This is a genomic window from Arthrobacter sp. GAS37 (assembly GCF_044908325.1).
Classification (GTDB): domain Bacteria; phylum Actinomycetota; class Actinomycetes; order Actinomycetales; family Micrococcaceae; genus Arthrobacter; species Arthrobacter ramosus.
Genome location: NZ_JBIYDB010000015.1, coordinates 14,795 through 38,271 on the forward strand (window position 1 = coordinate 14,795; position 23,477 = coordinate 38,271).

General features: G+C 63.3%; 18 protein-coding genes and 3 tRNA genes. 8 read left to right on the top strand and 13 right to left on the bottom strand.

Going from position 1 to position 23,477, the window contains the following annotated elements:
- Nucleotides 1–15: 15 nt before the first annotated feature.
- Together ABH924_RS13420 and ABH924_RS13425 are read right to left on the bottom strand one after the other, a co-directional pair.
- On the bottom strand, nucleotides 16–864 hold the full coding sequence (locus tag ABH924_RS13420; RefSeq protein WP_404499496.1) for a fumarylacetoacetate hydrolase family protein: 849 nt from the start codon (nucleotides 862–864) through the stop codon (nucleotides 16–18).
- A gap of 40 nt (nucleotides 865–904) precedes the next feature.
- Nucleotides 905–1,573 carry a DUF1684 domain-containing protein gene (locus ABH924_RS13425; protein WP_404499498.1) on the bottom strand — a complete coding sequence of 223 codons (669 nt, stop codon included), beginning with the start codon at nucleotides 1,571–1,573 and terminating at the stop codon, nucleotides 905–907.
- Between the two features lie 121 nt (nucleotides 1,574–1,694).
- On the opposite strand from ABH924_RS13425, the gene ABH924_RS13430 reads away from it, so the two are divergent.
- The gene (locus ABH924_RS13430; protein ID WP_404499500.1) at nucleotides 1,695–2,510 is read left to right on the top strand and encodes a hypothetical protein; all 816 of its coding nucleotides are present in this window, start codon (nucleotides 1,695–1,697) and stop codon (nucleotides 2,508–2,510) included.
- A 78-nt stretch (nucleotides 2,511–2,588) separates the two neighbouring features.
- Nucleotides 2,589–3,395, top strand: coding sequence for a transglutaminase family protein (locus tag ABH924_RS13435; RefSeq protein WP_404499502.1), 807 nt, complete (start codon nucleotides 2,589–2,591; stop codon nucleotides 3,393–3,395).
- Here the strand turns inward: ABH924_RS13435 and ABH924_RS13440 are convergent.
- The 7 genes from ABH924_RS13440 to bcp all read right to left on the bottom strand — a co-directional run bounded on the left by ABH924_RS13440 (nucleotide 3,392) and on the right by bcp (nucleotide 12,481).
- Complete coding sequence (locus ABH924_RS13440; protein ID WP_234751903.1) at nucleotides 3,392–3,871, bottom strand: MarR family winged helix-turn-helix transcriptional regulator; 480 nt, start codon at nucleotides 3,869–3,871, stop codon at nucleotides 3,392–3,394. The two genes, ABH924_RS13435 and ABH924_RS13440, sit on opposite strands and share 4 nt — an antisense overlap.
- A 4-nt stretch (nucleotides 3,872–3,875) precedes the next feature.
- On the bottom strand, nucleotides 3,876–5,000 hold the full coding sequence (locus ABH924_RS13445; RefSeq protein ID WP_234751906.1) for an LLM class flavin-dependent oxidoreductase: 1,125 nt from the start codon (nucleotides 4,998–5,000) through the stop codon (nucleotides 3,876–3,878).
- Between the two features lie 126 nt (nucleotides 5,001–5,126).
- Complete coding sequence (locus ABH924_RS13450) at nucleotides 5,127–8,342, bottom strand: efflux RND transporter permease subunit (protein ID WP_404499505.1); 3,216 nt, start codon at nucleotides 8,340–8,342, stop codon at nucleotides 5,127–5,129.
- Nucleotides 8,343–8,406: 64 nt separating this feature from the next.
- Nucleotides 8,407–9,912 carry a malate:quinone oxidoreductase gene (locus ABH924_RS13455; RefSeq protein WP_404499507.1) on the bottom strand — a complete coding sequence of 502 codons (1,506 nt, stop codon included), beginning with the start codon at nucleotides 9,910–9,912 and terminating at the stop codon, nucleotides 8,407–8,409.
- Between the two features lie 79 nt (nucleotides 9,913–9,991).
- Entirely contained in the window at nucleotides 9,992–11,659 is a 1,668-nt protein-coding gene (locus tag ABH924_RS13460) for an ABC transporter substrate-binding protein (RefSeq protein WP_404499509.1), read from the bottom strand.
- Nucleotides 11,660–11,792: 133 nt separating this feature from the next.
- Nucleotides 11,793–11,874, bottom strand: a tRNA-Leu gene (locus tag ABH924_RS13465).
- 133 nt (nucleotides 11,875–12,007) lie between these two features.
- On the bottom strand, nucleotides 12,008–12,481 hold the full coding sequence (bcp, locus tag ABH924_RS13470; protein WP_404499511.1) for a thioredoxin-dependent thiol peroxidase: 474 nt from the start codon (nucleotides 12,479–12,481) through the stop codon (nucleotides 12,008–12,010).
- A gap of 110 nt (nucleotides 12,482–12,591) precedes the next feature.
- Between bcp and ABH924_RS13475 the strand changes: the two genes are divergently transcribed.
- Nucleotides 12,592–13,080: a MarR family winged helix-turn-helix transcriptional regulator gene (locus ABH924_RS13475; protein ID WP_404499513.1), complete on the top strand. Its 489-nt coding sequence runs from the start codon at nucleotides 12,592–12,594 to the stop codon at nucleotides 13,078–13,080.
- Between the two features lie 85 nt (nucleotides 13,081–13,165).
- Here ABH924_RS13475 and ABH924_RS13480 read toward each other — a convergent pair.
- The 4 genes from ABH924_RS13480 to ABH924_RS13495 all read right to left on the bottom strand — a co-directional run bounded on the left by ABH924_RS13480 (nucleotide 13,166) and on the right by ABH924_RS13495 (nucleotide 15,690).
- Nucleotides 13,166–13,241, bottom strand: a tRNA-Lys gene (locus ABH924_RS13480).
- Between the two features lie 70 nt (nucleotides 13,242–13,311).
- Nucleotides 13,312–13,387 (bottom strand) — tRNA-Lys (locus ABH924_RS13485).
- Nucleotides 13,388–13,500: 113 nt separating this feature from the next.
- The gene (locus ABH924_RS13490) at nucleotides 13,501–14,607 is read right to left on the bottom strand and encodes a PQQ-dependent sugar dehydrogenase (RefSeq protein WP_404499515.1); all 1,107 of its coding nucleotides are present in this window, start codon (nucleotides 14,605–14,607) and stop codon (nucleotides 13,501–13,503) included.
- 57 nt (nucleotides 14,608–14,664) lie between these two features.
- Nucleotides 14,665–15,690, bottom strand: a complete 1,026-nt coding sequence (locus tag ABH924_RS13495; RefSeq protein WP_404499517.1) for a hypothetical protein — start codon at nucleotides 15,688–15,690, stop codon at nucleotides 14,665–14,667.
- A gap of 276 nt (nucleotides 15,691–15,966) precedes the next feature.
- Between ABH924_RS13495 and ilvD the strand changes: the two genes are divergently transcribed.
- The 5 genes from ilvD to serA all read left to right on the top strand — a co-directional run bounded on the left by ilvD (nucleotide 15,967) and on the right by serA (nucleotide 23,401).
- Nucleotides 15,967–17,688 carry a dihydroxy-acid dehydratase gene (ilvD, locus tag ABH924_RS13500; protein WP_404499519.1) on the top strand — a complete coding sequence of 574 codons (1,722 nt, stop codon included), beginning with the start codon at nucleotides 15,967–15,969 and terminating at the stop codon, nucleotides 17,686–17,688.
- A gap of 409 nt (nucleotides 17,689–18,097) precedes the next feature.
- The gene (locus ABH924_RS13505; protein WP_234751932.1) at nucleotides 18,098–19,999 is read left to right on the top strand and encodes an acetolactate synthase large subunit; all 1,902 of its coding nucleotides are present in this window, start codon (nucleotides 18,098–18,100) and stop codon (nucleotides 19,997–19,999) included.
- A gap of 2 nt (nucleotides 20,000–20,001) precedes the next feature.
- The gene (ilvN, locus tag ABH924_RS13510; RefSeq protein ID WP_028264679.1) at nucleotides 20,002–20,514 is read left to right on the top strand and encodes an acetolactate synthase small subunit; all 513 of its coding nucleotides are present in this window, start codon (nucleotides 20,002–20,004) and stop codon (nucleotides 20,512–20,514) included.
- An 81-nt stretch (nucleotides 20,515–20,595) separates the two neighbouring features.
- A complete protein-coding gene (gene ilvC, locus ABH924_RS13515) occupies nucleotides 20,596–21,621 on the top strand; it encodes a ketol-acid reductoisomerase (protein WP_234751934.1) in 1,026 nt (341 codons plus the stop codon).
- Between the two features lie 184 nt (nucleotides 21,622–21,805).
- On the top strand, nucleotides 21,806–23,401 hold the full coding sequence (gene serA / locus ABH924_RS13520; RefSeq protein ID WP_234751937.1) for a phosphoglycerate dehydrogenase: 1,596 nt from the start codon (nucleotides 21,806–21,808) through the stop codon (nucleotides 23,399–23,401).
- Nucleotides 23,402–23,477: the final 76 nt, after the last annotated feature.

Consider the following 23,477-nt stretch of genomic DNA (forward strand, 5'->3'; position numbering starts at 1 on the left):
TCAAGCCTGTCATATCTAGCTGGGAATATTCTCCCAAGATGCTGCTATGACGGGGTTGCTGAGCTCGCCAATGCCCTCAACGCGGCAGGTCACGACGTCCCCCGGCTCGATCCTGGCGCACTCGGCCGGGAAGCCGGTGAGGACCAGGTCGCCGGGGTGCAAGGTCATGAATGAGGTGAGGTAGACAAGGATCTCGTCCACCTTCCATCCGAGGTCGGAGGTGCTGGCCGTGCGCAATTCCCTGCCGTTGTGCACTATGCCGATCGAAAGATCGCTTTCATTGAGGTCCGTGACGATCCACGGTCCCGCAGGAGTAAACGTGTCCTGGCTTTTCGCGCTGATCCACAGTTCGTCGGTCTTCTGAAGGTCCCGCGCCGAGACGTCGTTGCCGATCGTGAACCCGAGGATCGCGTCACGCGCGTTATCGAGCGTGAGCCCGCGGACTTTGCGTGCGACGACGACGGTCAGTTCCGCTTCAGGGTCCACGTACCCCACGTCCGAGGCGAGTTCGATGGCGTCGCCGGGTCCGATGACACTTGTGGCGGCTTTGTGGAACGCCTGTGCAGGCAGGTCGCGGCCCGGCTGGCCTGTGTTGTGCGCCATGCCGAAGACGTTCGCGGGAACAGACGGCGCCAGGAACGTGAACGCATCCTCGGAAACTTCGGTGCCCCTAACCCACCCCGGACGGCCGGCACTGCTGCCATTTGCCGGCGAGCCTGGGAACGGGCTGTCCACCACGGTCCAGCTCCGGCCTTCTGCGGAAGCGAAGTCGACGGCGTCGTTCGCCACGAAGTAGTGTTCGTCCGGTGAGGTGGGGGAGAGCGGGCGGACCCGGGCGATCCGGCGTGCAGGTGAGGAAGTCATAAAGACATCCTACGTCCTCAACGCTTGAAGAGGCTCTCGCTTAGACGGGCAGGTAGAGCTCCCCCACGGGGATATCCGCGGCCAGGCGATTCGCCGGCCCGGCCAAGGGACAGGCCCAGGCCTCGTTGTAGGCGCAGGACGGGTTGTAGGCGAAATTGAAGTCGAGCACGAACTCTTGTTGCCCGGATCCGCGAAGGCCATGGAAGGCGCCCTTGATGGTATCCAGCAGGTAGCGGCCGGCTCCGTAGCTTCCGCCGGGTTTGCCGGCTGTGGCGTCGCGGAAGGGCACGAAGATGCCGCCGCCGTAGCTGCGCAGGCGCCACACGGCCAGCGAGCCAAGCTCGTCGAGGTCGAAGGTGCCGAGGCGGACAAACGGCACCACGCCGTCGGTTCCGGTCTGGACGTTCATTTCCTGGCCCGCGCCTTCCGGAGAAAGGGAGGCATAGCGGCGAAACCGGGAGTCGTAGTCCGCGGTGCGCAGGCCCGAGAAAGCCTGCTTGCTGGCGGGAGTCAGTGCCGAAGCCGGGTGGGTTCCGAACATGCGGTCCCGTTCCTGGCGCCAGTAGACATGGGCCTGGAAGGGATCGTCCATCGCGATCTTGCGGACGTCGTCGTACAAGGCAAACGTCCGCAATCGCCAGTCCGCGATGTCCAGCGCGGAGATGTCCGCCACATTGTTTTCGTCCTCATCAAGCTGATCGGGAGCCATGCGTCCAGCCTAGTCCTACGCCGCAGGCCGAAGCTGCCCGGCGTGCATCGGCTGGGTTTGCACATGCGAAACGCCGATCCGGAAGGGCAGACGGCGTCCCGGCGCCGCTAGGCTGGTGCGCATGAGAGCAAAGCGGATCCCGTTGAAGTTTTCAGTCGCCATCCTGGGTGCGCTCATCGTGGTCGCCGCGGCTGGCTGTAGTTCCGAGGGCAAGGGCGGACCCGTCTGGACAGCCGGGTCCAGCAGTGGGGCACCCGGGAGCGCGACGCCGTCGGGCTCCAGTACGGCCCCGCCCTCGGGAGGTTCCACCGCTTCGGGAAGCCCCTCCGCAGCAAGCACCGCGACGGCGGGGGCGACCGCCTCGGCGTGGAAGACGTACTCGGATGCGGCCAAGAAGGTCAGCTTTGATCTTCCGAGTGACTGGATTGCGCAATCGGTCACGCCCGACGCCGGTTCCATGCCGGGCGCCCTGAAGATCGAGGTCAAAGACGCCAAGGGAGGGTATCTTGCGACCCTTCACACTGGACTTCCCTCGGCGAGTCCGGCCGACTGCAATCCAGCCGCCAAGCGCCCCTACACGGTGGTGAGCAGCGTGCCCATTGACCTGCCCCATGCGGACGGTGATTCCATGATCCCCCCACACGTGGTGTTCCGGGTCATCCAGGGATACAAATTCTTCGGTTCGTATGGCATCACCAACTTGGTGGCCGGATCAGATGGCCAGGCCTGCCAGCTGCGGAACCTTGTAGTGGGGCCCGCAGGAAAGGGCAACTACTACTTCGGGGACATGCCCACCGTGCATGCCTTCGCCACGGACGAAGTAGTTGCTCCCGCGAAGTCCTTTGACACCTTGGACCAAGCCGCCAAATACGTTGACCAGAGTTCGGAATTCGCCAACGTCCAGCGGATGCTATTGTCTCTGAAGGTCAATCTGTAGAACCACGATTGACAGAAACTCGTCGGCGCCAACTCTGCATAATTAGTGGGTTGTCCAGCCGCAACACTCCGGAGATCCATGGAACGCAACGTTGCTGCCCAGCTCGTTTTCAAGACCGTAGCCAACACCAAGGTGGCCATGGCAATAGCCGTGGCCAGCAATCTTGGCTATGAATCGTTGACCGAAGAGCTGTCAGTCACGGTGGAAGGCGAAGCTGTTCCGCTCACCGAGCTGACGGACCATCACGGTGGACGTTTCCAGTACATGGAATTCGCCGAACCCAGCGAGGTAACTGTTGATTACCGCGCCTCGGTGGAGGGCTTGGGTGTCCCCGATGAATCCTCCCGGATGGAGCTCATCCGCTACGTGCGGCCCAGCCGCTATGCCGAGTCCGATCGGCTCCTTCCGACGTCGTATGCCGAGTTCGGCGGGCTGCACGGCGTAGAACTGTTGCAGGCCGTCCGGAACTGGGTCCACGACGAACTCCGGTACGTCAGTGGTTCCTCGCGGGGGACGGATGGAGCGGTGGAAACGCTCCTGCACCGCAAAGGTGTTTGCCGGGACTTCGCCCACCTTGCCATTGCCCTCCTGCGTTCCAAGGACATCCCGGCCCGGCTCGCCGCGGTGTATGCGCCCGGGCTGAGCCCCATGGACTTCCATGCCGTGGCTGAGGCCCACATCGACGGAGCCTGGTACGTTATCGATCCCACCGGACTGGCTCCGCGCGAGTCCATGCTGCGCATCACGGCCGGACGCGATTCCTCGGACACCGCGTTCCTGTCGACGGTAGGGGGCAGCCTGTCGTTGAAGAGCTTGAAGGTCACCGCGGTGGTGGCCGACGAGCTGCCGAATGAAGATCCGGCAAAGCTCGTCGTCCTCCGCTAGCTTTCGCGCGGCTGCTTGTGTGCGACGAACGCTTGCAGCTTTTCCGTCAGGCGGAGAAGCTCACGCTGCTCCTCGGCTGTCAGGGCCGGAGCCACAAGTTCGGCGATGTCGCGGATGTGCTCGCGGCCGATCTCTTTCTGAAGTTCCTGCCCGGCCGCGGTGAGCCCCAGCAGGATCCCGCGTCCGTCGTCGGGGGCGATGCTGCGCTCCACGAGCCCGCGCTTCTCCAACCTGTCAACCAGCCGGCTCAGGCTGGATTGGCTGAGCAGGACGTGATCGTTGATCTCGTTCAGCCGCAGCTTGCCCGTCGGGCAACGGGAAAGAGTGAACAGGACGTCGTACTCCTTGATGGGCAGCTTCTTGAACGCCTGCCCGGCCTGGAGGCGGCGCATCACCGCCACCTGGGAGCGGAACAAGGACTCCCAGGTTTCGGCGGCGAGGCGCACAGCGGACGAGGTGGGCGCTGTCGTGGTCACGGGGTCACCCCACGCCGTCACTGACAGCGTCGGCTGCGTCGTCCCTGGCCGAGGCGATCACGGACGCTGCCACCCGGGATGCATGGGTGGGTGCGTCAGGCACATGGGCCGGCTTGCGGTCCTCGAATTCCTTCCGCAGGACCGGCAGGACTTCTTCTCCGAAGAGGTCCAGTTGCTCCAGGACGGTCTTGAGCGGCAGGCCGGCGTGGTCCACCAGGAACAGTTGGCGCTGGTAGTCGCCGAAGTACTCGCGGAAAGTCAGGGTCTTTTCGATGACTTCCTGCGGACTGCCAACGGTCAGGGGCGTCTGGGACGTGAAGTCCTCGAGCGAGGGTCCGTGGCCGTACACCGGTGCATTGTCGAAGTAGGGGCGGAACTCCTTCACTGCGTCCTGGGAGTTCTTGCGCATGAAGAACTGCCCGCCGAGGCCCACGATGGCCTGGTCTGCATTGCCGTGGCCGTAGTGCTCATAGCGTTCGCGGTACAGGCCGATCAGCTGCTGGTAGTGCTCCTTGGGCCAGAAGATGTTGTTGGCGAAGAAGCCGTCGCCGTAGTACGCGGCGAGTTCCGCGATCTGCGGGCTGCGGATGGAGCCGTGCCAGACGAAGGGCGCGACGCCGTCGAGCGGGCGGGGCGTGGAGGTGAAGTTCTGCAGCGGGGTGCGGTACTTGCCGCTCCAATTGACGGTGTCCTCATCCCAGAGCCGGCGGAGCAGGGAGTAGTTCTCCACCGCGAGTTCGATCCCGTCCTGGATGTTCTTGCCGAACCAGGGGTAGACGGGGGCGGTGTTGCCGCGACCCATGATGAGGTCCACGCGGCCATCCGCCAAGTGCTGGAGCATCGCGAAGTCTTCGGCGATCTTGACGGGATCGTTCGTGGTGATCAGCGTGGTGGACGTTGACAGCGTGATGCGTTCAGTCTGCGCTGCGATGTACGCCAGGGTGGTGGTGGGGGACGATGAGAAGAAGGGGCGGTTGTGGTGCTCGCCGATCGCATAGACGTCCATGCCGATCTCTTCGACCTTCTTGGCGATCGCCACGGCGGCCTTGATGCGCTCGTTCTCGGTGGGGGTGTGGCCCGTGGTGGGGTCAGTGGTGATGTCGCTGACGCTGAATACGCCGATCTCCATGATGTGCCTTTCTGCCTGCCCGATTGGTGTGCGGGCTCTGCCAACAGTCTATCCCAAGATAGATGCATTTGCATGTATCACTGCCTGCAACAGGGTACGGCATCATTTTGTTCCCGGTGTATAGCCCTATTCGGCCGGGCCGGGAGCGGATCGGCGGCCGGTGACTTTGGGAATCATTCCGGTGGTCCAGTCCAGGTGGTCGCTCTCGCCGTGGCCCGCGATGCCGTCCTTCGCGACGTCGGGGAGTTGCGTGAGTGCCTTGAGCAGCGTCTTCTTCTCCCGCCGGCCTTCGACCAGTTTGTAGAGGACGGGCACGAGGACGAGCGTCAAAGCCGTGGACGAAACAAGGCCGCCGATGACCACAATTGCGAGCGGCCGCGATATGAACCCGCCGCCTCCCGTGAGGCCCAGAGCCATGGGTGTCAGGGCGAACACGGTAGCAAGTGCCGTCATGAGGATGGGACGAAGTCGCTGCCTGGCGCCGTGCGTGATGGCATCCGCCACGCTCATTCCGGGGCTGCCATCGTGTGGTTTGCGGTACTGGTTGATCAGGTCGATCAGCACGATCGCGTTGGTCACGACGATTCCCACCAGCATCAGCATGCCGATCAGGGAAGGCAGTCCGAGCGGAACACCCGTGACCAGGAGCAAAGCGATGGCACCCGTCGCCGCAAAAGGCACGGACACCAACAGGATGAGGGGCTGGATGAGGGACTTGAACGCAGCCACCATGATGACATAGACAATGGCGACTGCGGCCAGGAGCGCGAGGCCGAGCTGGCGGAAGGAGTCCGCCTGCTGCGTCGTGGCGCCGCCGATCGTGGCGGTAACGCCTGCCGGAAGCTGCACCGAGGCCAGCCGGTCACTGACTGCCGTGCTGACGGCACCAAGGTTGGAGCCCGACGGCGTGACGGTCACCTTCGCGCTTCGCTGGCCGTTGCTGCTGGTGATGGAGACCGGGGTGTCTACTTGGTCCACGGAAGCGATGCTCGACAGGGGAACGGGCCCGGCCGGCGTCGGGAGGTTGATGCCCCTGACATCGGCGATGCTGCTGAAGTGCGTGCCTTCGCCGATCTGTACCGGGAAGTCCGTGGTGTCGATACGGACAGTGCCAGCGGGGATGGGACTGACCGTGGACGCCAGGACCCCGGCGACTTGTTCTTCGTTCAGCCCGGCGGCGACGGCCTTGGCACGATCAACCTTTACCTGGACCACCGACTGGCTGGCATCCAGGTTGGTGGCTACCTCGGCGCTCCCGGGCACGCCGTCCATGGCCTTCGCTACGGCGTCGCTTGCGGTCTTGAGATCCGCCGAGTTGGCGGCGCTGATGGTGATGTCCACGCTGGAAGACGTGCCCAGGCCACCCTGTTGGGCCCCCACAGTGACCTTTCCTGCGGCCGCGGCGCTGGCGAGCCGGGACCGGACCGTGTCCTGCAGTTTCTGCTGGTCAGCCTTATCATCCGTCACCACGGTGAACGTCGAGTTCGACGCACCACTTGACGTGAGCGCGGCGAAACCTGTCTGGGCATTGCCTGAAGTGACCTGTACGTCCTTGATCCCGTCGATCCCGCGAAGGACCGATTCCACTTGGGCAGCAGCGGCCCCGGTCTGTTCCAGGCTTGTACCGGCGGGAAGAACCTGGCGCACGGTCATGCTGTTCTGGCCGGAGTTGCCCAGCAGGTCTGTCGCCAGCAGCGGGGACATGGCTGCGGTTCCACCCAACACCAGGACCGCGGCGACGATGGTCACGACCGGGTGCTTCTGGGTTTTGACCAGGATGGGCAAATAGCCGCGCTGCAGCAGGCTCCGCCGCTCTGCCTCGTGCGCCGCGGCAACGGCGCGCTCGGCGGCAAGGGCGTCCCCGGCCGCGGCCGGCGACTTGAGGAACCAGTACGCCAGCACCGGAACGATGGTGAGGGACACGAGCAACGAGGACAACAGGGCGATGGTCACCGTCAGGGCGAAGGGCCGGAACAGTTCGCCCGCCAGGTTGCCCACGAAGGCGATCGGCAGGAACACGGCAACCGTGGTGAGGGTGGACGCCGTGATGGCACCGGCAACTTCCCGGATCGAATTGAGGATGGCAGCGAGCTTGTGCTCGCCGTAGCTGAGGTGCCGTTTGATGTTCTCGATCACCACGATCGAGTCGTCCACCACACGGCCGATCGCGATGGTCAATGCGCCAAGCGTGAGGATGTTGAGCGAGTAGTGGGTCGCCGATATTCCGATGAACGTAATCAGGAGCGACAACGGAATGGATACCGCCGTCACGAGCGTGGACCGTACGGACATCAGGAACACGAGAATGACTGCCACCGCGAAGCCAAGTCCGAGAAGGCCTTCCGTGGTGAGGTCCTTGATGGATTTTTCGATGTACGGGGCCTGGTCGAACACCGGGGTGAAGTGCGCATTGGAGCCGAGTTCGGCTTCCATCCGGGGAATGGAGTCCTTGACAGCGTGCGAAATGGCGACGGTATCGCCGTCGGGCTTCTTCGTGATGGACAGGGCCAGCGTCGGCTTCCCATTGGTCCGGGTAATGGAGGTTGCGGCGTCGTCTTTGATGCTCACGTCGGCTACGGTGCCGATCGTGGTTCCGCCCTTGGCGCCGGTGAGCGGCAAGCCCTTGATGACGTCGAGGGAGTCCACCGGGCTGCCGATCTGCAGGGAGAGCGTCTTGCCCTGATCCTCGCTGGTTCCGGCCGGGACCAGCGTCCCGTTGTTCTTGAGGGCACTCGTGAGCGACTGGACCGTGGCGCCGTTCGCGGCCATGGCCTGGGCTTTGGGCTGGATCAGGATGTGCTGGGTGGCCCCACCCGTCACGTCAGCGCTGCGGACCCCGTCCAGTTTCTGGAGCCGGGGAACGCTCAAGCGCTGCAGGTCCGTGTTCAGCTCGCTGAGAGGCTTGTCCGAAGACACCGCCAGATACACGATCGGGAAGTCGCTGATGCTGCCTGCAAAAGACCGGGGCTCGACGTCGGCCGGCAGGACACGCTTGGCGTTGGAGATGGCGCGATCGATCTGGTTGCGCGCGCGGTCCAGGTTCGAACCGTACGTGAACACCATGGTGATCTGCGAAACACCGTTCCGCGACGTCGACGTGGTCGATTCCAGGCCCTCGACGCTGTTCAGCGCTGTTTCGAGCGGGCGGCTGAGTTGCTTGTCGACAACTTCCGGGGACGCGCCCGACATGGCCGTGATCACCGAGATTTGCGGGAACTCGATCGAGGGAATGAGTTCCTGTTTGAGGGAAGACATGGTGATCACGCCGAACACCGCCGCGAAGACGGTGATCAGCGCGATCAGTGCCCTGTTCGCCAGTGAAAGCTTTGCCAGACGGAACATTGCACTGTCTCCTGGGATCTACGGTCTGTTTCTTGTCTCGAACCGGCCGCAGCCCGGACGGTTGCTAGTGCTGAACGGCGTCAGCAGGCTCAAGTTGGAGCGAATGGGCAGTGCTCGCTTCCAACTCGGCCGCAAGGTCCGGATTGTCGTTCAGTTTGACGCCGTAGCCTGGCATCATTTCCTTGAGCTTGGACTGCCAGCCCTTGAAGTTCTTCGGGAAGGACCGCTGGAGCATCTCGATCATGATGGGGACAGCGGTGGAGGCTCCGGGGGAGGCGCCAAGCAGCGCTCCGATGGAGCCGTCACGAGCCGTGATGACTTCGGTGCCGAACTGCAGCACTCCGCCCTTCTTGGAATCCTTCTTAATGATCTGCACCCGCTGGCCTGCGGTGATGAGCTCCCAGTTGCCGCCGTCGGCCTGGGGGTAGTACTCGCGGAGGGACTCCACCTTGGCGTCGTGGCGCTTGGCGACTTCCTTGATCAGGTACGCAGTCAGGTCCATGTTGTCCTTGGCCACGGCCAGCATCGGGATGATGTTGCTCGGGCGGATGGACAGCGGTAGGTCAAGGTAGCTGCTCGTCTTGAGGAAGTTGGTGGAGAAACCGGCGTACGGGCCGAAAAGCAGGGAACGCTTGCCGTCAACGTAGCGGGTATCAAGGTGCGGCACGGACATTGGCGGTGCGCCGACGGACGCCTGGCCGTATACCTTGGCGCTGTGCTGGCCGGCAATGGCCTCGTCGGTGCAGCGGAAGAACTGCCCGGATACCGGGAAACCGCCGTAGCCCTTGCTTTCCGGGATGCCCGATGCCTGGAGCAGGTGGAGTGCTCCGCCGCCGGCGCCGACAAAGACGAACTTGGCGTGGATCTGGCCGTGTTCGCCGGAAGCGGGGTGCTTGAGTGAAAGGTCCCAGCCGCCGTCGGAGGCTTTGCTCACATTGGTGACGCCGTGGCCATAGTTGACTTCGACGCCGTTGGCAGCGAGGTAACCGGTCAGTTCGCGGGTCAGGGCGCCGAAGTCGACGTCGGTGCCTTCCGCTGCGCGGGTGGCGGCAACGCGCTGCTTGGCGTCGCGGCCCTTGACGATGAGCGGAGCCCACTTGGCGATCTGTGCCTGGTCTTCCGTGTATTCCATGCTGCGGAAGAGAGTGTTGGGCTTGAGTGCCTCGTAGCGGGTCTTGAGGAAGTCAGCGTGCTTGTCGCCGATGACGAAGCTCATATGCGGAACGGTGTTGATGAAGCCCTTGGGGGAGCCGATCAACTTGTTGTCCACGAGGTGGGACCAGAACTGCCGGGAGAGCTGGAATTGCTCGTTGATGTGGAGGGCCTTGGACGGGTCAACGGAGCCGTCCTTCGCTGCAGGCGAGTAATTAAGCTCACAGAGCGCTGCGTGCCCGGTTCCCGCGTTGTTCCACGGTCCGGAGCTTTCCAGGCCGGCTTCGTCGAGTCGCTCAAAGAGGGAGATGGTCCAGCTGGGTTCGAGTTGCTTGATGAACGCACCCAGGGTTGCGCTCATGATCCCGCCCCCAATAAGGACGACGTCAGCGTGGTGTGTCTTGGAAATGAAGGTCACGATCAATCTCCGATAGCGGCGGCACTGGCTGTCACAGAATATCCCCGCGTGGGCGCATAACTGAAATTGCGGCGGGACGTCAAGACTTCAGCCGAACGTTTGTAAAAACTTCGTTTAAGACAGGCGACGCGGGGTACTTCTCGACGCGGTCCGAAAGGGCCAAAGCCGAGATGGGGAAGGCGATGGGTACTGCCGGGACGGTGGCAGCGATCTGGGCATTGATGGTCTGGTACTGGGAGTTGCGGTCAGCGCCGTCGGGGAGTCCCCGGGCCCGGTCGATCTTTGAGAACACCTGTGGATCGCTGTAGCCAAACTCGCCGTTGTTCTCACCGAAGAGCGTGCCCACGAAGTTGTCCGGGTCGGAGTAGGCGCCATTCCAGCCGAGCAAATGGAGCGCATGGTCACCGGGGGACTGGACCTTCTGGAGGTAGCCGTCGTCCCAGTTCACGGGTACCGGCTTGATGTTCAGCCCGATGGCGGTAAGTTCCGCGCTGATCTCCGCATAGATCTTCTCCGGAGTGGGAAGGTAGGCGCGCGTGACATTGAGCGGGTAGTAGAACTTGAGTTCCTCGCCTTTGTAACCGGACTTGGCAAGCAGTTGCTTGGCTTTGTCCGGGTCGTATCCCAAGGACGGTGCGTTGTTGTTGAAGCCGCTCAGTTTGGGGGGAACGAACTGGGTGGCCGGTGAGGTGTTGTCGATGAAGAACTTGTGGATAAGGGTGTCTTTGTCGATGGCCATCTCGATTGCCTGGCGCACCCCAAGATTCTGGAGGGGCGCCACGGACTCGTTCATGCCCAGGTACATCACGGAGAACGGATCCCGTTGGACGATTTGCATGCCCTTCTTGACCAGTTGGTCGAAGGTGCCGGCGGTCACAAGGTCGTACCCGTCGATGGTTCCTGCGAGCAAGGCCTGGAGCCGGGCCTGTGGATAGTCGAACGGAATGAAGTTGACCGTGGCTATCTCTCCGCGGTCGCCCCAGTAGCCCTTGTAGCTGGTGAGAGTGATGCGGTTCTGGGTCCATGACGAGAAAACGTAAGGGCCGGTGCCCACGGGGTGCGAGGCGTAGGCCGACGCCGGCTGTCCTGACAGTTTCTTGTCCAGGACGTCGGCCTTGCCGTCGGCCATCGCTTTCGGGGATGACATCGCGAACGCCGGCAGCGTCAACGCCTGCAGGAAGCCCGTGAAGGGCTTGGCCAGGTTGATTTGGACGTGGTCGGAAGAAACAACCTTGCAGTTCTTGAAGAGCGAAAGCGAAGCGTCGTCCGAGAAGGATTTGAAGACGCTCTTGAATGCGATGCCCGGTGCCTGCTGGCGCACGGTCGCCGGGAAGTTGAACCAACGGTTGAAGTTGCTGCAGACTGCGGCGGCGTCAAAGGCGGTTCCATCGTGGAAGGTGACTTTTGACCGCAACTTGAAGTCGTAGCTGAGTCCGTCATTCCCTTGCGACCAAGAGGTGGCCAGCAGGGGAGTTGGTTGGCCGGTGGACGCGTCGACCCCCACGAGGCCTTCCATCACTTGCCGGGTGACTCGATACGACTCGGAGTCGTTCGTCACGGCGGGATCGAGCCCAAGCGGCATCGACGGGGTGCCAAAGTTGAAGGTCTTGCTCGGCTCTGCCGAAGCGCCGTCCGCGGCCGATGTTGACGGTGCCGGTTCAGGACTTACCGTGCACGAGGTCAAGGCCACGGCCAGAAGGCCTGCGCCGATTTGTAGCGTGACTCGGCGTAGCTTGCTGCTTACCACTCTTGTCCCCTCAAGGCAGTCGGACGGGCTGGGGCCCGCGGCAGCCGGACCGCAGTCCAGTCTAGTTCAGGGCCCTGAGTCCCGGCTGGAAACGGGAAGTGCCCCGGCCACGGACCGGGGCACTTCCTGAATGTGCGCAAGGGGGGACTTGAACCCCCACGCCCGAAGGCACAGGAACCTAAATCCTGCGTGTCTGCCAATTTCACCACTCGCGCTGGTGCTGGTACCCGGACCGGGATTCAGGGATTCCCGCTCCGGTCATATACCGGCCTCCATTGTACCCGCGGTTTTGCGCCAGCTGTTCCAGCCTCGCCTATGCGGCCCCGAGCCTATATGGCCAGCCGGCGGCTACTTGTCGAGTTTGAGGTCCCTGCGGAGTTTGGCGACATGGCCAGTGGCCCGCACGTTGTACTGGGCCAGGGCCACCTTGCCGTCGGGGTCCACCACGATCGTTGAGCGGATCAGCCCTTGATAGGTGCGCCCGTAGTTCTTCTTTTCGCCCCAAGCCGCATAGGCCTCAGCCACGTGGTGCCCTTCGTCGGACAGCAGCGGAAAGGTCAGTGATTCTTCGGCCACGAACTTTTCCAGGTCCTTCACCGTGTCCGGAGAGATTCCAAGGACGTCGTAACCGGCAGCCTGGAGGGTTGCGAGGGAATCGCGGAAGTCGCAGGCCTGCTTGGCGCATGCCGGCGTGGAAGCCGCGGGGTAGAAGTAGATGACTGTTTTGCGGCCGCGGTGCGAGGCCAGGCTGACCTCGCGACCCGTGTGGTCCTTGAGAGTGAAATCCGGGGCAGTGTCGCCTGGAATGAGTCGTTCGGCCATGTTGTGCTCCTTGCTAGCGTTCGCGATCACTCAGCTTAGTGATGGGCCGAGCGCTTCACGAATTGAACCCCGGTCCTGATCCGCGCGCAGCGGTCTATATACTGGCCCTTATGCCTGATATGGAACGGTGGCCCACCGGGCGCCTGCTCTCCACGGCCGCGCGACTCGTGGAGCATGCCTGGAACGAGAAACTGCGCGGTATGGACCTGACCCATGCCGGGGTCATTGTCATGGAAGTACTCGCCGTCAACGGACCGACCACCCAGTCGATGCTCGCGCAGATCGTCCGGGTTCAGGCGCAGACAATGGGGAAGACGCTCACCAGGCTGGAGGCCCACGGCCACGTCAGCCGCGCACGCAGCGTGTCCGACCGCCGGAGCCAAGTGGTCAGTTTGACCGAGGCGGGGGAGCACACCCTCGGGCTAGCCACGCAGCTGGAACGCGAAGTGCTTGCACCTGTGCCCGTGGACACCGCCAAACTGCGGCGGGAGCTCCAGTCGCTGGTACGCGAACTGGCGAACAATCATTCGTCGGCAGTTGTAAACGACATTGTGGCCGCTGCGGATTCAGTCGCGGCGCCGGGCGAAGCCTCCAACTAAGCTTCCTCAGCCCGGTCCGGCTGAAGCAGGCCGAAAAGCAAAAAGATCCCTGGACGGCCATTCAGCCATCCAGGGATCTTCCCTTTGGTGCACCCCCCGGGACTTGAACCCGGAACCCATTGATTAAGAGTCAATTGCTCTGCCAATTGAGCTAGAGGTGCAATTGTTTGTTGCTCGCAACGCAAAGAAATAACCCTTGAGCGGCTGCTGCCGCTCAAGGGTCCTTCCCTTTGGTGCACCCCCCGGGACTTGAACCCGGAACCCATTGATTAAGAGTCAATTGCTCTGCCAATTGAGCTAGAGGTGCATTTGTCGATTTCGATCAGCTGAGGGCTTTTCTTCCCTCGTTGATCTCCGCAACGACATGTAACTCTACACGACACTTGCCGAAGTGTGAAATCGGCCCGGGCCCTCTGCGCGTCACTGGCGGGGAGGCTTCAGGACCAGTGCAAAGTCAGGGTTTTGGTTGTTGCTGAGGACCCAAAGTGTGCCGTCCGGCGCGAGCGAAACGTCCCGTAGTCGTCCGTAGTCAGCTGTGAGGTATGCCACGGGATTCCCCGCCGTTTCCCCGTTGAGCGGTACCGTCCACAAACGCTGCCCGCGCAGCGCGCACGTGAACGCCGTTCCGTTCACGATTTCCAGCCCGCTCGGCGAGGCATCCGCCGTCGACGGCCAGACCACCTTGGCGTCGATGTAGCCGGCGCGGCCGGGCGCCCCGGTCACTTGTGGCCAACCGTAGTTGCCTCCCGCTTCGATGAGGTTGAGTTCGTCGTTGACGTCGGGTCCGAATTCGCTTGCCCACAGCCTGCCGGAGCTGTCCCAGGCCAGACCCTGCACATTGCGATGTCCGTAGCTGTAAACGGGGTTGGCGAACGGGTTGCCCGGCGCGGCTTTCCCCTCGGGGGTAAGCCGCAGGATCTTCCCGCCAAGCGCATTGCGGTCCTGTGCCCGCTCCGGATGCTGCGCATCTCCCGTGCCGACGTAGAGGAACCCGTCGGGGCCGAAACGGATGCGCCCGCCGTTGTGGGTCGGGGCTTTGGGAATGCCGGAGAAGATGACTTCTGGTGTGCCGAGGCTCAACCGCCCGTCCGCGGCCTGCTCCAGGCGGGTGCGCGAAATCCTGTTGTCCGATTCAGCGGTGAAATAGGCGTAGAGCAGGCGGTCGCTGGCGAATGTCGGGGAGAGTGCCAGCCCCAGCAGTCCGCCTTCGCCACCGGGTACGACGCCGGGAAACTCGCCTACCGTCGTGGCCCGATCGTTCCGGACCGATTTGATCAGCTTGGTGTCGCGTTCGGAGATGATGGCAGTGCCGTCGCCGAGGAACACGATGGACCACGGGAGTGTCAGGTTGAGGTCAAGCTTTCGAAGCAACTCCGGTCCGTTGCCTTGGGTAGGCCCCGGACCGGGGGAACTCCCTGTGCACGCGCTCAGCAGCAAAGCCATGAGGCAGGCCACTACAATCGGAGCCCGGACAAGCGCAAGGCGGGACCGGAAAACGCTCCCGGAACCCGCCTTTGCCTGGTTCATTAGTTGTCCTGGTTGCAGGGCCGCTTGCTGCCCTGGGTCCTCAGGTCCTTGGGGCTCTCAGCGGCGGTTCCTGCGAGGCGGCCGGAAACCGGCTGCCTCGGCGTGGGCGCTCGAAATAAACCAGACCTCGGCCTTGACCTCGTCGTAGGACGGGCTGTCTTCATCGAGGTAGGTCATGGTGTCCGCGTGGCCTTTGACTGTGTAGCCCGCGGGGCCGCTCCCGTCAGCGCCGGCCGCAGCCGAGCCTTCACCGTACGGCTGCTCGGCGGCGAGATGCCCGCCCAGCGGCGACGCGCCGGTGGAATCCTGGGCCAGGGTGGTTGACTCAACAGGCGCGGGGACCGCATCGGAAGTTTCAGCCCGGTCTTCCTGCCCCCCTTCCGCAGCAGCGTCGGCTGCCTCCGCGGCGGCGGATTCCGCACCCGGTAGCGTCGGTGCATGGGCGTCCGTGTACTCGCGGTGGTGGATCGGAGCGGGGGCCACGGGTGCGCCGCCTTCGCTCCAGGTGGCTTCCCACTCGGCGGCGTCGGCCGCTGTGACGTCGTCGGCCGTCACGCCCCCTTCAAGTTCCGGCTCGGCAGCAACCGGCCCGGTGGCCTCGGAAACCACGGCTTCAGAAAGCGCAGCTTCGGAAACCGCATCCTCGGAAACTGCGTCCCCGGACAGCACGGGTTCCGAAAGCGTGGGCTCCTCGAACACCGGCTCCTCCACAGGGGTTCCGGACGCTGGGGACTCCTCCGGGGCAGCCAATCCGGCTTCGAGGGGAGGGACAGGGCGCTCCCAGTCGTCGACGTCGACGCCGCCCGCCTCGGTTGCCGCTTCGGGCTCCGGCTCGGGTTCGGCCTCGGGTGCGGCCGCGCGCGACCCGGCTAAGTCTTGATCGGCGGTCGCGGTCGCGGCGACCAAAGGGGCGGAGCCTGTCAGAGCGGCGGAAGAGACGTCCATTTGCGGTGACGAGGCGGTCGGCGAGGGTGAGGCCGGGGCCATGGCGCCCGGGGAAGACTTCGCGCTATTGCGGCTCAGGAGCCACCAAACAATCGCGACGATCAACACGATGACGATGACCCAGATCAACCAATCCATGGGAAGAGCCCTTCTGTCTGTTCGGGTGGCGCAGTGGTCGTGATTTGACGTTACGTCCGTGTCACGGGGCTGTCTAGGTTAGTCAATCGATTCGCGGCCTTCAGTGCGCCCGCGATCCTGTCGGATGGAACCGCGGCCGACAATGAGACCGATGTCTCACATATCGAGACGACTGTCCATTATTTGAATGAAATATTGAATGAAATAGCGCTAAATTCGCCTTAACCCGCCGATCATGTTCGTTGGCCACAGCCCAAGAGTCATAGACTCGTGCCCATGAGTGACCACACCCCAATTGCGACAGACAACCAGCCGGACATCAAGCCACGCAGCCGGGTCGTAACGGACGGCATCCATGCCGCCCCCGCGCGAGGCATGTTCCGGGCCGTAGGCATGGGCGATGACGACTTCGCCAAGCCCCAAATCGGCGTCGCGAGCTCGTGGAACGAAATTACGCCGTGCAACCTCTCGCTGAACCGACTCGCCCAGGGCGCCAAGGAAGGCGTTCACGCCGGCGGTGGTTTCCCCATGCAGTTCGGCACCATTTCCGTGTCGGACGGCATTTCCATGGGCCACGAGGGCATGCACTTCTCCCTTGTTTCGCGTGAAGTCATTGCCGACTCCGTTGAAACCGTCATGCAGGCCGAGCGCATTGACGGCTCCGTTTTGCTGGCCGGCTGCGACAAATCCCTCCCGGGCATGCTGATGGCAGCCGCCCGCCTGGATCTCGCCAGCGTCTTCCTTTACGCCGGTTCCATCATGCCGGGCTGGGTCAAGCTCGAGGACGGCTCGGAAAAGGAAGTCACCCTCATTGACGCGTTCGAAGCCGTGGGCGCATGCGCCGCCGGCAAGATGAGCCGCGGAGACCTGGACCGCATCGAACGCGCCATCTGTCCTGGTGAAGGCGCCTGCGGCGGCATGTACACGGCCAACACCATGGCGTGCATCGGCGAAGCCCTCGGCATGTCCCTGCCGGGCTCGGCTGCCCCGCCCTCGGCAGACCGCCGTCGTGATGACTTTGCCCGCAAGTCCGGCGAGGCAGTGGTCAACCTGCTCCGCCTCGGCATCACCGCCCGGGACATCATGACCAAGAAGGCGTTCGAGAACGCCATCGCCGTCACGATGGCCTTCGGCGGTTCCACCAACGCCGTCCTGCACCTGCTCGCGATCGCCCGGGAAGCCGAGGTCGAACTGACCCTGGACGACTTCAACCGCATCGGCGACAAGATCCCGCACCTGGGCGACCTCAAGCCCTTCGGCCGCTACGTCATGACCGACGTCGACAGGATCGGCGGCGTGCCGGTCATCATGAAGGCGTTGCTCGACGCCGGCCTGCTGCACGGCGACTGCCTGACGGTCACGGGCAAGACCCTTGCCGAGAACCTGGCCACCATCAACCCGCCGGACCTCGACGGCAAGATCCTCCGCGCCCTGGACAATCCGATCCACAAGACCGGCGGCATCACCATCCTGCACGGTTCCATGGCGCCGGAAGGTGCCGTCGTGAAGAGCGCCGGCTTCGACGCCGATGTCTTCGAAGGAACCGCCCGCGTGTTTGAGCGCGAGCAGGGCGCACTCGACGCTTTGGACAAGGGTGAGATCAAGGCCGGGGACGTCGTCGTGATCCGTTACGAAGGACCCAAGGGCGGCCCGGGCATGCGTGAGATGCTCGCCATCACCGGCGCCATCAAGGGTGCGGGCCTCGGCAAGGATGTGCTCCTGCTGACCGATGGCCGCTTCTCGGGCGGTACCACCGGTCTCTGCATCGGGCACGTTGCGCCTGAAGCCGTCGACGGCGGACCCATCGCCTTCGTCAAGGACGGCGATAAGATCCGCGTGGACATCGCCGCCCGTTCGTTCGACCTCCTGGTGGACGAAGCCGAACTCGAGTCCCGCAAGGTCGGCTGGGAGCCCCTCCCGGCCAAGTTCACCAAGGGCGTCCTCGCCAAGTACGCCAAGCTGGTGCACAGCGCCTCCACGGGCGCCTACTGCGGCTAGTTCCGGGTTCCGGCCCAACTGGCTCGAACTTGTTGTCGTTTTGACGCCTCATAACGACAACAACTGCGAGTCAGTTGGGCGGCCGGGGTAGGACCAGTCTGTGGACAATGGGGTCCATATAGTGAGATGACATCTTCATCGTTTGACACCTATCTCACTAAGAGGGAACACTGAACGCATGATCGCATTCGTTACTGTCGGCGCCACCGTGGGCACTGTCGTACTTACAAAGCGCGTGGCCTCCTAGCCCGACTGGTAACGAACCGTCACGCGCAACCCCTCGAAGAGCCGCAAGGCTGAGGGGTTTTTTTATTTCCCGCAAGGGACGGCGCATTGAGCAGGAACCCGCATGAACGCAGTACCCACGCAGTAACTTTCACTAATTGAAGATCCCCAAAGGAAGAGTCCGATGAGCAAAGGATCGCCGATCAGCCCCTCGCTGATGGCTGCAAAGTCCGCTGGAGCCCCCAAAGCTCCGGAAAAGGTCGACCGTCCGGCTGACGCCGTCGTCGACAATGCTGCAACTCCCTCTCCTGTACTCGGGCCGAACAACGTTGTACCCCCAACGGTGATGACCGGCTCGGAAGCTATTGTCCGCTCGCTCGAAGAACTCGGCGTGGACGATATTTTTGGTTTGCCCGGTGGCGCGATCCTCCCCACCTATGACCCTTTGATGGCCTCCAAGATGAATCACATCCTGGTCCGTCACGAACAGGGAGCCGGCCACGCAGCCCAAGGCTACGCCATGGTTACCGGACGGGTTGGCGTCTGTATCGCCACCTCGGGCCCCGGTGCCACCAACCTCGTTACCGCCATCATGGATGCCCACATGGACTCCGTGCCCCTCGTGGCCATTACCGGCCAGGTATCGGCTTCCGTCATTGGCACGGATGCTTTCCAGGAAGCAGACATCGTCGGCATCACCATGCCGATCACCAAGCATTCCTTCCTGGTGACGGATCCCAATGACATCCCGCATGTCATGGCCGAAGCTTTCTACCTTGCCAGCACCGGGCGTCCCGGTCCGGTACTGGTGGACATCGCCAAGAACGCCCAGCAGGGCACCATGACCTTCTCCTGGCCGCCCAAGATCGATTTGCCGGGCTATCGGCCGGTGGTCCGTGGCCACAACAAGCAGGTGCGTGAGGCTGCCCGGCTGATCGCTGCGGCAAGCAAGCCGGTCCTGTATGTCGGTGGCGGTGTGGTCAAGGCGCACGCTTCGGCCGAACTGCGCGAACTCGCAGAGCTGACCGGCGCACCCGTGGTGACCACCCTCATGGCCCGCGGCGCGTTCCCGGATTCCCACCCGCAGCACGTCGGCATGCCGGGCATGCACGGCACGGTTTCCGCGGTCACCGCACTGCAGCAGTCCGATCTGCTGATCACCCTTGGTGCGCGCTTCGATGACCGGGTGACGGGCGTCCTCAGCACCTTCGCTCCGCACGCCAAGATCATCCACGCGGACATCGACCCCGCGGAGATTTCCAAGAACCGCACCGCTGACGTTCCGATCGTGGGCTCCGTCAAGGAGATCATTCCGGAACTGAGCGAAGCCGTCAGGGCCGCTTTCGAACTATCCGGCACCCCGGACCTCGACGGTTGGTGGGCGTTCCTCAACAACCTCCGCGATACCTACCCCCTGGGTTGGACCGAACCGGAAGACGGACTCAGTGCCCCCCAGCGGGTCATTGAACGCATTGGTGCGCTCACGGGTCCGGAAGGCATCTACGTTGCTGGCGTTGGCCAGCACCAGATGTGGGCCGCCCAGTTCATCAAGTACGAGCGTCCCCACGCCTGGCTCAACTCCGGCGGCGCCGGCACCATGGGTTATGCCGTGCCGGCAGCCATGGGCGCCAAGGTCGGCGAACCCGACCGCGTGGTCTGGGCGATCGACGGCGACGGCTGCTTCCAGATGACCAACCAGGAACTGGCCACCTGCGCCATCAACAAAATTCCCATCAAGGTTGCCATCATCAACAACTCCTCGCTGGGCATGGTGCGCCAGTGGCAGACCCTCTTCTATGAAGGCCGCTACTCCAACACCGACCTGAACACCGGCCACGACACCGTCCGTATCCCGGACTTCGTCAAGCTGGCAGACGCTTACGGCTGTGCCGCGTTCCGCTGCGAGCGGGACGAGGACATCGACGCAACCATCCAGAAGGCCTTGGAAATCAATGACCGTCCCGTGGTCATCGACTTCGTGGTCAGCCCGAACTCCATGGTGTGGCCGATGGTCCCCTCCGGAGTCTCGAATGACCAGATCCAGGTTGCCCGCAACATGACCCCGGAATGGGAAGAGGAGGACTAGCCATGAGCCGCCACACACTGTCCGTTCTGGTCGAAGACAAGCCCGGCGTGCTGACCCGCGTGGCCAGCCTCTTCGCCCGGCGGGCCTTCAACATCAACTCCCTGGCCGTCGGCCCCACCGAGGTCTCCGGGATTTCCCGGATGACCGTCGTCGTCGACGCCGATGGCGACCTCATCGAGCAGGTCACCAAACAGCTCAACAAACTGATCAACGTGATCAAGATTGTCGAGCTGACATCAGAATCTTCCGTGCAACGTGACCACATCCTGGTCAAGGTACGTGCGGATGCCGCGACACGCCTGCAGGTCACCCAAGCTGCAGACTTGTTCCGTGCCTCAGTGGTTGACGTTTCCACAGACTCGGTGGTCATTGAGGCAACCGGTACCCCGGAAAAGCTCGCAGCGCTGCTTTCAGTGCTTGAGCCGTTCGGCATCCGCGAAATAGTGCAGTCCGGCACCTTGGCCGTTGGGCGGGGATCCCGCTCCATGAGTGACAGGGCTTTGCGCAGCGCTTAGGCACTGTCCTAGGTACTGCGTAGTAGCCCGATACCGAACCACAGACAATATCTACAAAACCACTCAAGAGGAGTTACGCAAGTGACTGAAATGTTCTACGACGACGACGCAGACCTGTCGATCATCCAGGGTCGCAAAGTTGCCATTGTCGGCTACGGTTCCCAGGGCCACGCCCACGCGCTGAACCTGCGCGACTCCGGCGTCGAGGTTGTCATCGCGCTCAAGGAAGGCTCGAAGTCGATCGCCAAGGCCGAGGACGCAGGCTTCACGGTCAAGAACGTTGCCGACGCAGCCGAATGGGCCGACGTCATCATGATCCTGGCACCGGACCAGCACCAGCGCGCGATCTACAACGACTCCATCAAGGACAAGCTGACCGCCGGCAAGGCCCTTGCCTTCGCCCACGGCTTCAACATCCGCTTCGGCTACATCGAGGCGCCCGAGGGCGTTGACGTCATCCTGATCGCCCCGAAGGCTCCCGGACACACCGTGCGCCGCGAGTTCGAAGCCGGCCGCGGTATCCCGGACATCATCGCCGTCGAGCAGGACGCTTCCGGTTCCGCTTGGGAACTGGCCAAGTCCTACGCGAAGGCAATCGGCGGCACCCGCGCCGGCGTCATCAAGACCACCTTCACCGAAGAAACCGAAACCGACCTCTTCGGCGAGCAGGCTGTCCTGTGCGGCGGTGTCTCCCAGCTGATCCAGTACGGCTTCGAGACCCTGACCGAAGCCGGCTACCAGCCGCAGATCGCCTACTTCGAGGTTCTTCACGAGCTCAAGCTCATCGTTGACCTCATGTGGGAGGGCGGCATCGCCAAGCAGCGCTGGAGCGTTTCCGACACCGCAGAGTACGGCGACTACGTCTCCGGCCCGCGCGTCATCGACCCCCGGGTCAAGGAAAACATGGCCGGCGTCCTCGCCGACATCCAGTCCGGTGCCTTCGCCAAGCGTTTCATCGACGACCAGGACAACGGCGCAGTCGAGTTCAAGGAACTGCGGGCCAAGGCAGAGCGGCACCCGATCGAGGGTGTCGGCCGCGAGCTGCGTTCCCTGTTCTCCTGGCAGCAGCAGGACGAGGACTACGTCGAAGGCTCCGCAGCCCGCTAGTCAAGGCACCCGTTGAAGCCGCGGCAGGAGCCGTAGCAATTCAACACAGAACGCCGTTCGGGATAGGCTCGAAATGAAGCCGCCCGGCATGGAGGCCGGACCCGGTATACCGGGTCCGGCCTTCGTCGTCAAAGAATCGTTTCACCAAAACCCCACCTGAAAAAGAGAGCTAAAGAGGTCACCGGTGACTAGCACCAAGCCAGTAGTACTCCTCGCTGAGGAACTTTCGCCCGCCACGATCGAAGCCCTTGGTCCGGACTTCGAGATCCGCCAAACCGACGGCGCGGACCGCTCCCAGCTGCTCTCCGCAATCGTCGACGTCGACGCCATCCTCGTGCGTTCAGCCACCCAGGTGGACGCCGAGGCAATTGCCGCAGCCAAGAACCTCAAGATCATCGCGCGTGCCGGTGTCGGCCTGGACAACGTCGACATCAAGGCCGCCACCCAGGCCGGCGTCATGGTGGTCAACGCCCCGACGTCGAACATTGTGTCCGCTGCCGAGCTTACGGTCGGCCACATCCTCAGCCTCGCCCGCCACATCCCGCAGGCCAGCTCTGCACTGAAGGGGGGCGAGTGGAAGCGCTCCAAGTACACGGGCATCGAACTCTTCGAGAAGAAGATCGGCATCATCGGCCTCGGACGCATCGGAGCGCTCGTGGCTGCCCGTCTGCAGGGCTTCGAGACTGAGATCCTGGCCTACGACCCCTACATCACTTCGGCACGCGCGGCGCAACTCGGCGTCAAGCTCGTCACCCTGGACGAGCTGCTCGAGAAGTCGGACTTCATCACCATCCATATGCCGAAGACCCCGGAAACCGTGGGTATGCTGGGCGCCGATGCCTTCAAGAAGATGAAGGAAACGGCCTACGTTGTCAATGTCGCCCGTGGCGGCCTGATCGACGAGGAAGCCCTCCACGAGGCTTTGGAAGACGGCCAGATCGCCGGCGCCGCCGTCGACGTGTTCGTCAAGGAGCCGAGCACCGACCTTCCCTTCTTCGGCATGGACAACGTCATCGTGACGCCTCACCTTGGCGCCTCCACCGATGAAGCCCAGGAAAAAGCCGGCGTCTCCGTGGCGAAGTCCGTGCGCCTCGCCCTCGCCGGCGAACTCGTCCCGGATGCTGTCAACGTTGCCGGTGGCGTGATCGCTTCCGACGTTCGCCCCGGAATCCCGCTGATCGAAAAGCTCGGCCGGATCTTCACGGCCCTGACCCACGCATCCCTGACGCAGATCGACGTCGAGGTCGCGGGCGAAATCGCCAGCCTGGACGTGAAGGTCCTCGAGCTGGCAGCGCTCAAGGGCGTGTTCGCCGACGTCGTGACCGAGCAGGTCTCCTACGTCAACGCGCCCGTCATCGCCGAGCAGCGCGGCATCAACACCCGCCTGATCACGACGCCGGAAGCCGAGGACTACCGCAACGTCCTGACCATCCGCGGGGCACTGAGCGACGGCTCCCAGATCTCCGTGGCCGGCACGCTCACCGGGCCCAAGCAGGTCCAGAAGCTCGTGGGCGTCAATGGCTACGACGTCGAAATCCCGATCAGCGAGCACCTGGTGGTTGTTTCCTACGCGGACCGTCCCGGTGTCATCGGCACCATCGGCCACATCCTGGGCATGAACAACATCAACATCGGTGGCATGCAGGTGGCCCGCCAGAGCGAAGGCGGGCAGGTCTTGGCGCTGCTGACGATCGACACTTCCGTGCCGCAGCAGGTCCTTGAAGCCATCAAGGCCGGGATCGGCGCCGACATGGTCCGTGAAGTGGATCTGGAGGACTAGCATCCTCACCGTTTGAGCTAGAAAAGTGTGCCGCAGTTCACATCGGCAACATATTATTGGCCGGTCTGCCTACAAT

What these genes read in the sequence shown, in the direction of transcription:
- ABH924_RS13425 (WP_404499498.1), bottom strand. Translation starts at nt 1,573, where the DNA reads ATGGCTCCCGATCAGCTTGATGAGGACGAAAACAATGTGGCGGACATC.
- ABH924_RS13475 (WP_404499513.1), top strand. Translation starts at nt 12,592, where the DNA reads ATGCCTGATATGGAACGGTGGCCCACCGGGCGCCTGCTCTCCACGGCC.
- ilvN (WP_028264679.1), top strand. Translation starts at nt 20,002, where the DNA reads ATGAGCCGCCACACACTGTCCGTTCTGGTCGAAGACAAGCCCGGCGTG.
- ABH924_RS13435 (WP_404499502.1), top strand. Translation starts at nt 2,589, where the DNA reads ATGGAACGCAACGTTGCTGCCCAGCTCGTTTTCAAGACCGTAGCCAAC.
- ABH924_RS13490 (WP_404499515.1), bottom strand. Translation starts at nt 14,607, where the DNA reads ATGAACCAGGCAAAGGCGGGTTCCGGGAGCGTTTTCCGGTCCCGCCTT.
- ilvD (WP_404499519.1), top strand. Translation starts at nt 15,967, where the DNA reads ATGAGTGACCACACCCCAATTGCGACAGACAACCAGCCGGACATCAAG.
- ABH924_RS13505 (WP_234751932.1), top strand. Translation starts at nt 18,098, where the DNA reads ATGAGCAAAGGATCGCCGATCAGCCCCTCGCTGATGGCTGCAAAGTCC.
- bcp (WP_404499511.1), bottom strand. Translation starts at nt 12,481, where the DNA reads ATGGCCGAACGACTCATTCCAGGCGACACTGCCCCGGATTTCACTCTC.
- ABH924_RS13450 (WP_404499505.1), bottom strand. Translation starts at nt 8,342, where the DNA reads ATGTTCCGTCTGGCAAAGCTTTCACTGGCGAACAGGGCACTGATCGCG.
- ABH924_RS13495 (WP_404499517.1), bottom strand. Translation starts at nt 15,690, where the DNA reads ATGGATTGGTTGATCTGGGTCATCGTCATCGTGTTGATCGTCGCGATT.
- ABH924_RS13445 (WP_234751906.1), bottom strand. Translation starts at nt 5,000, where the DNA reads ATGGAGATCGGCGTATTCAGCGTCAGCGACATCACCACTGACCCCACC.
- ABH924_RS13430 (WP_404499500.1), top strand. Translation starts at nt 1,695, where the DNA reads ATGAGAGCAAAGCGGATCCCGTTGAAGTTTTCAGTCGCCATCCTGGGT.
- ABH924_RS13420 (WP_404499496.1), bottom strand. Translation starts at nt 864, where the DNA reads ATGACTTCCTCACCTGCACGCCGGATCGCCCGGGTCCGCCCGCTCTCC.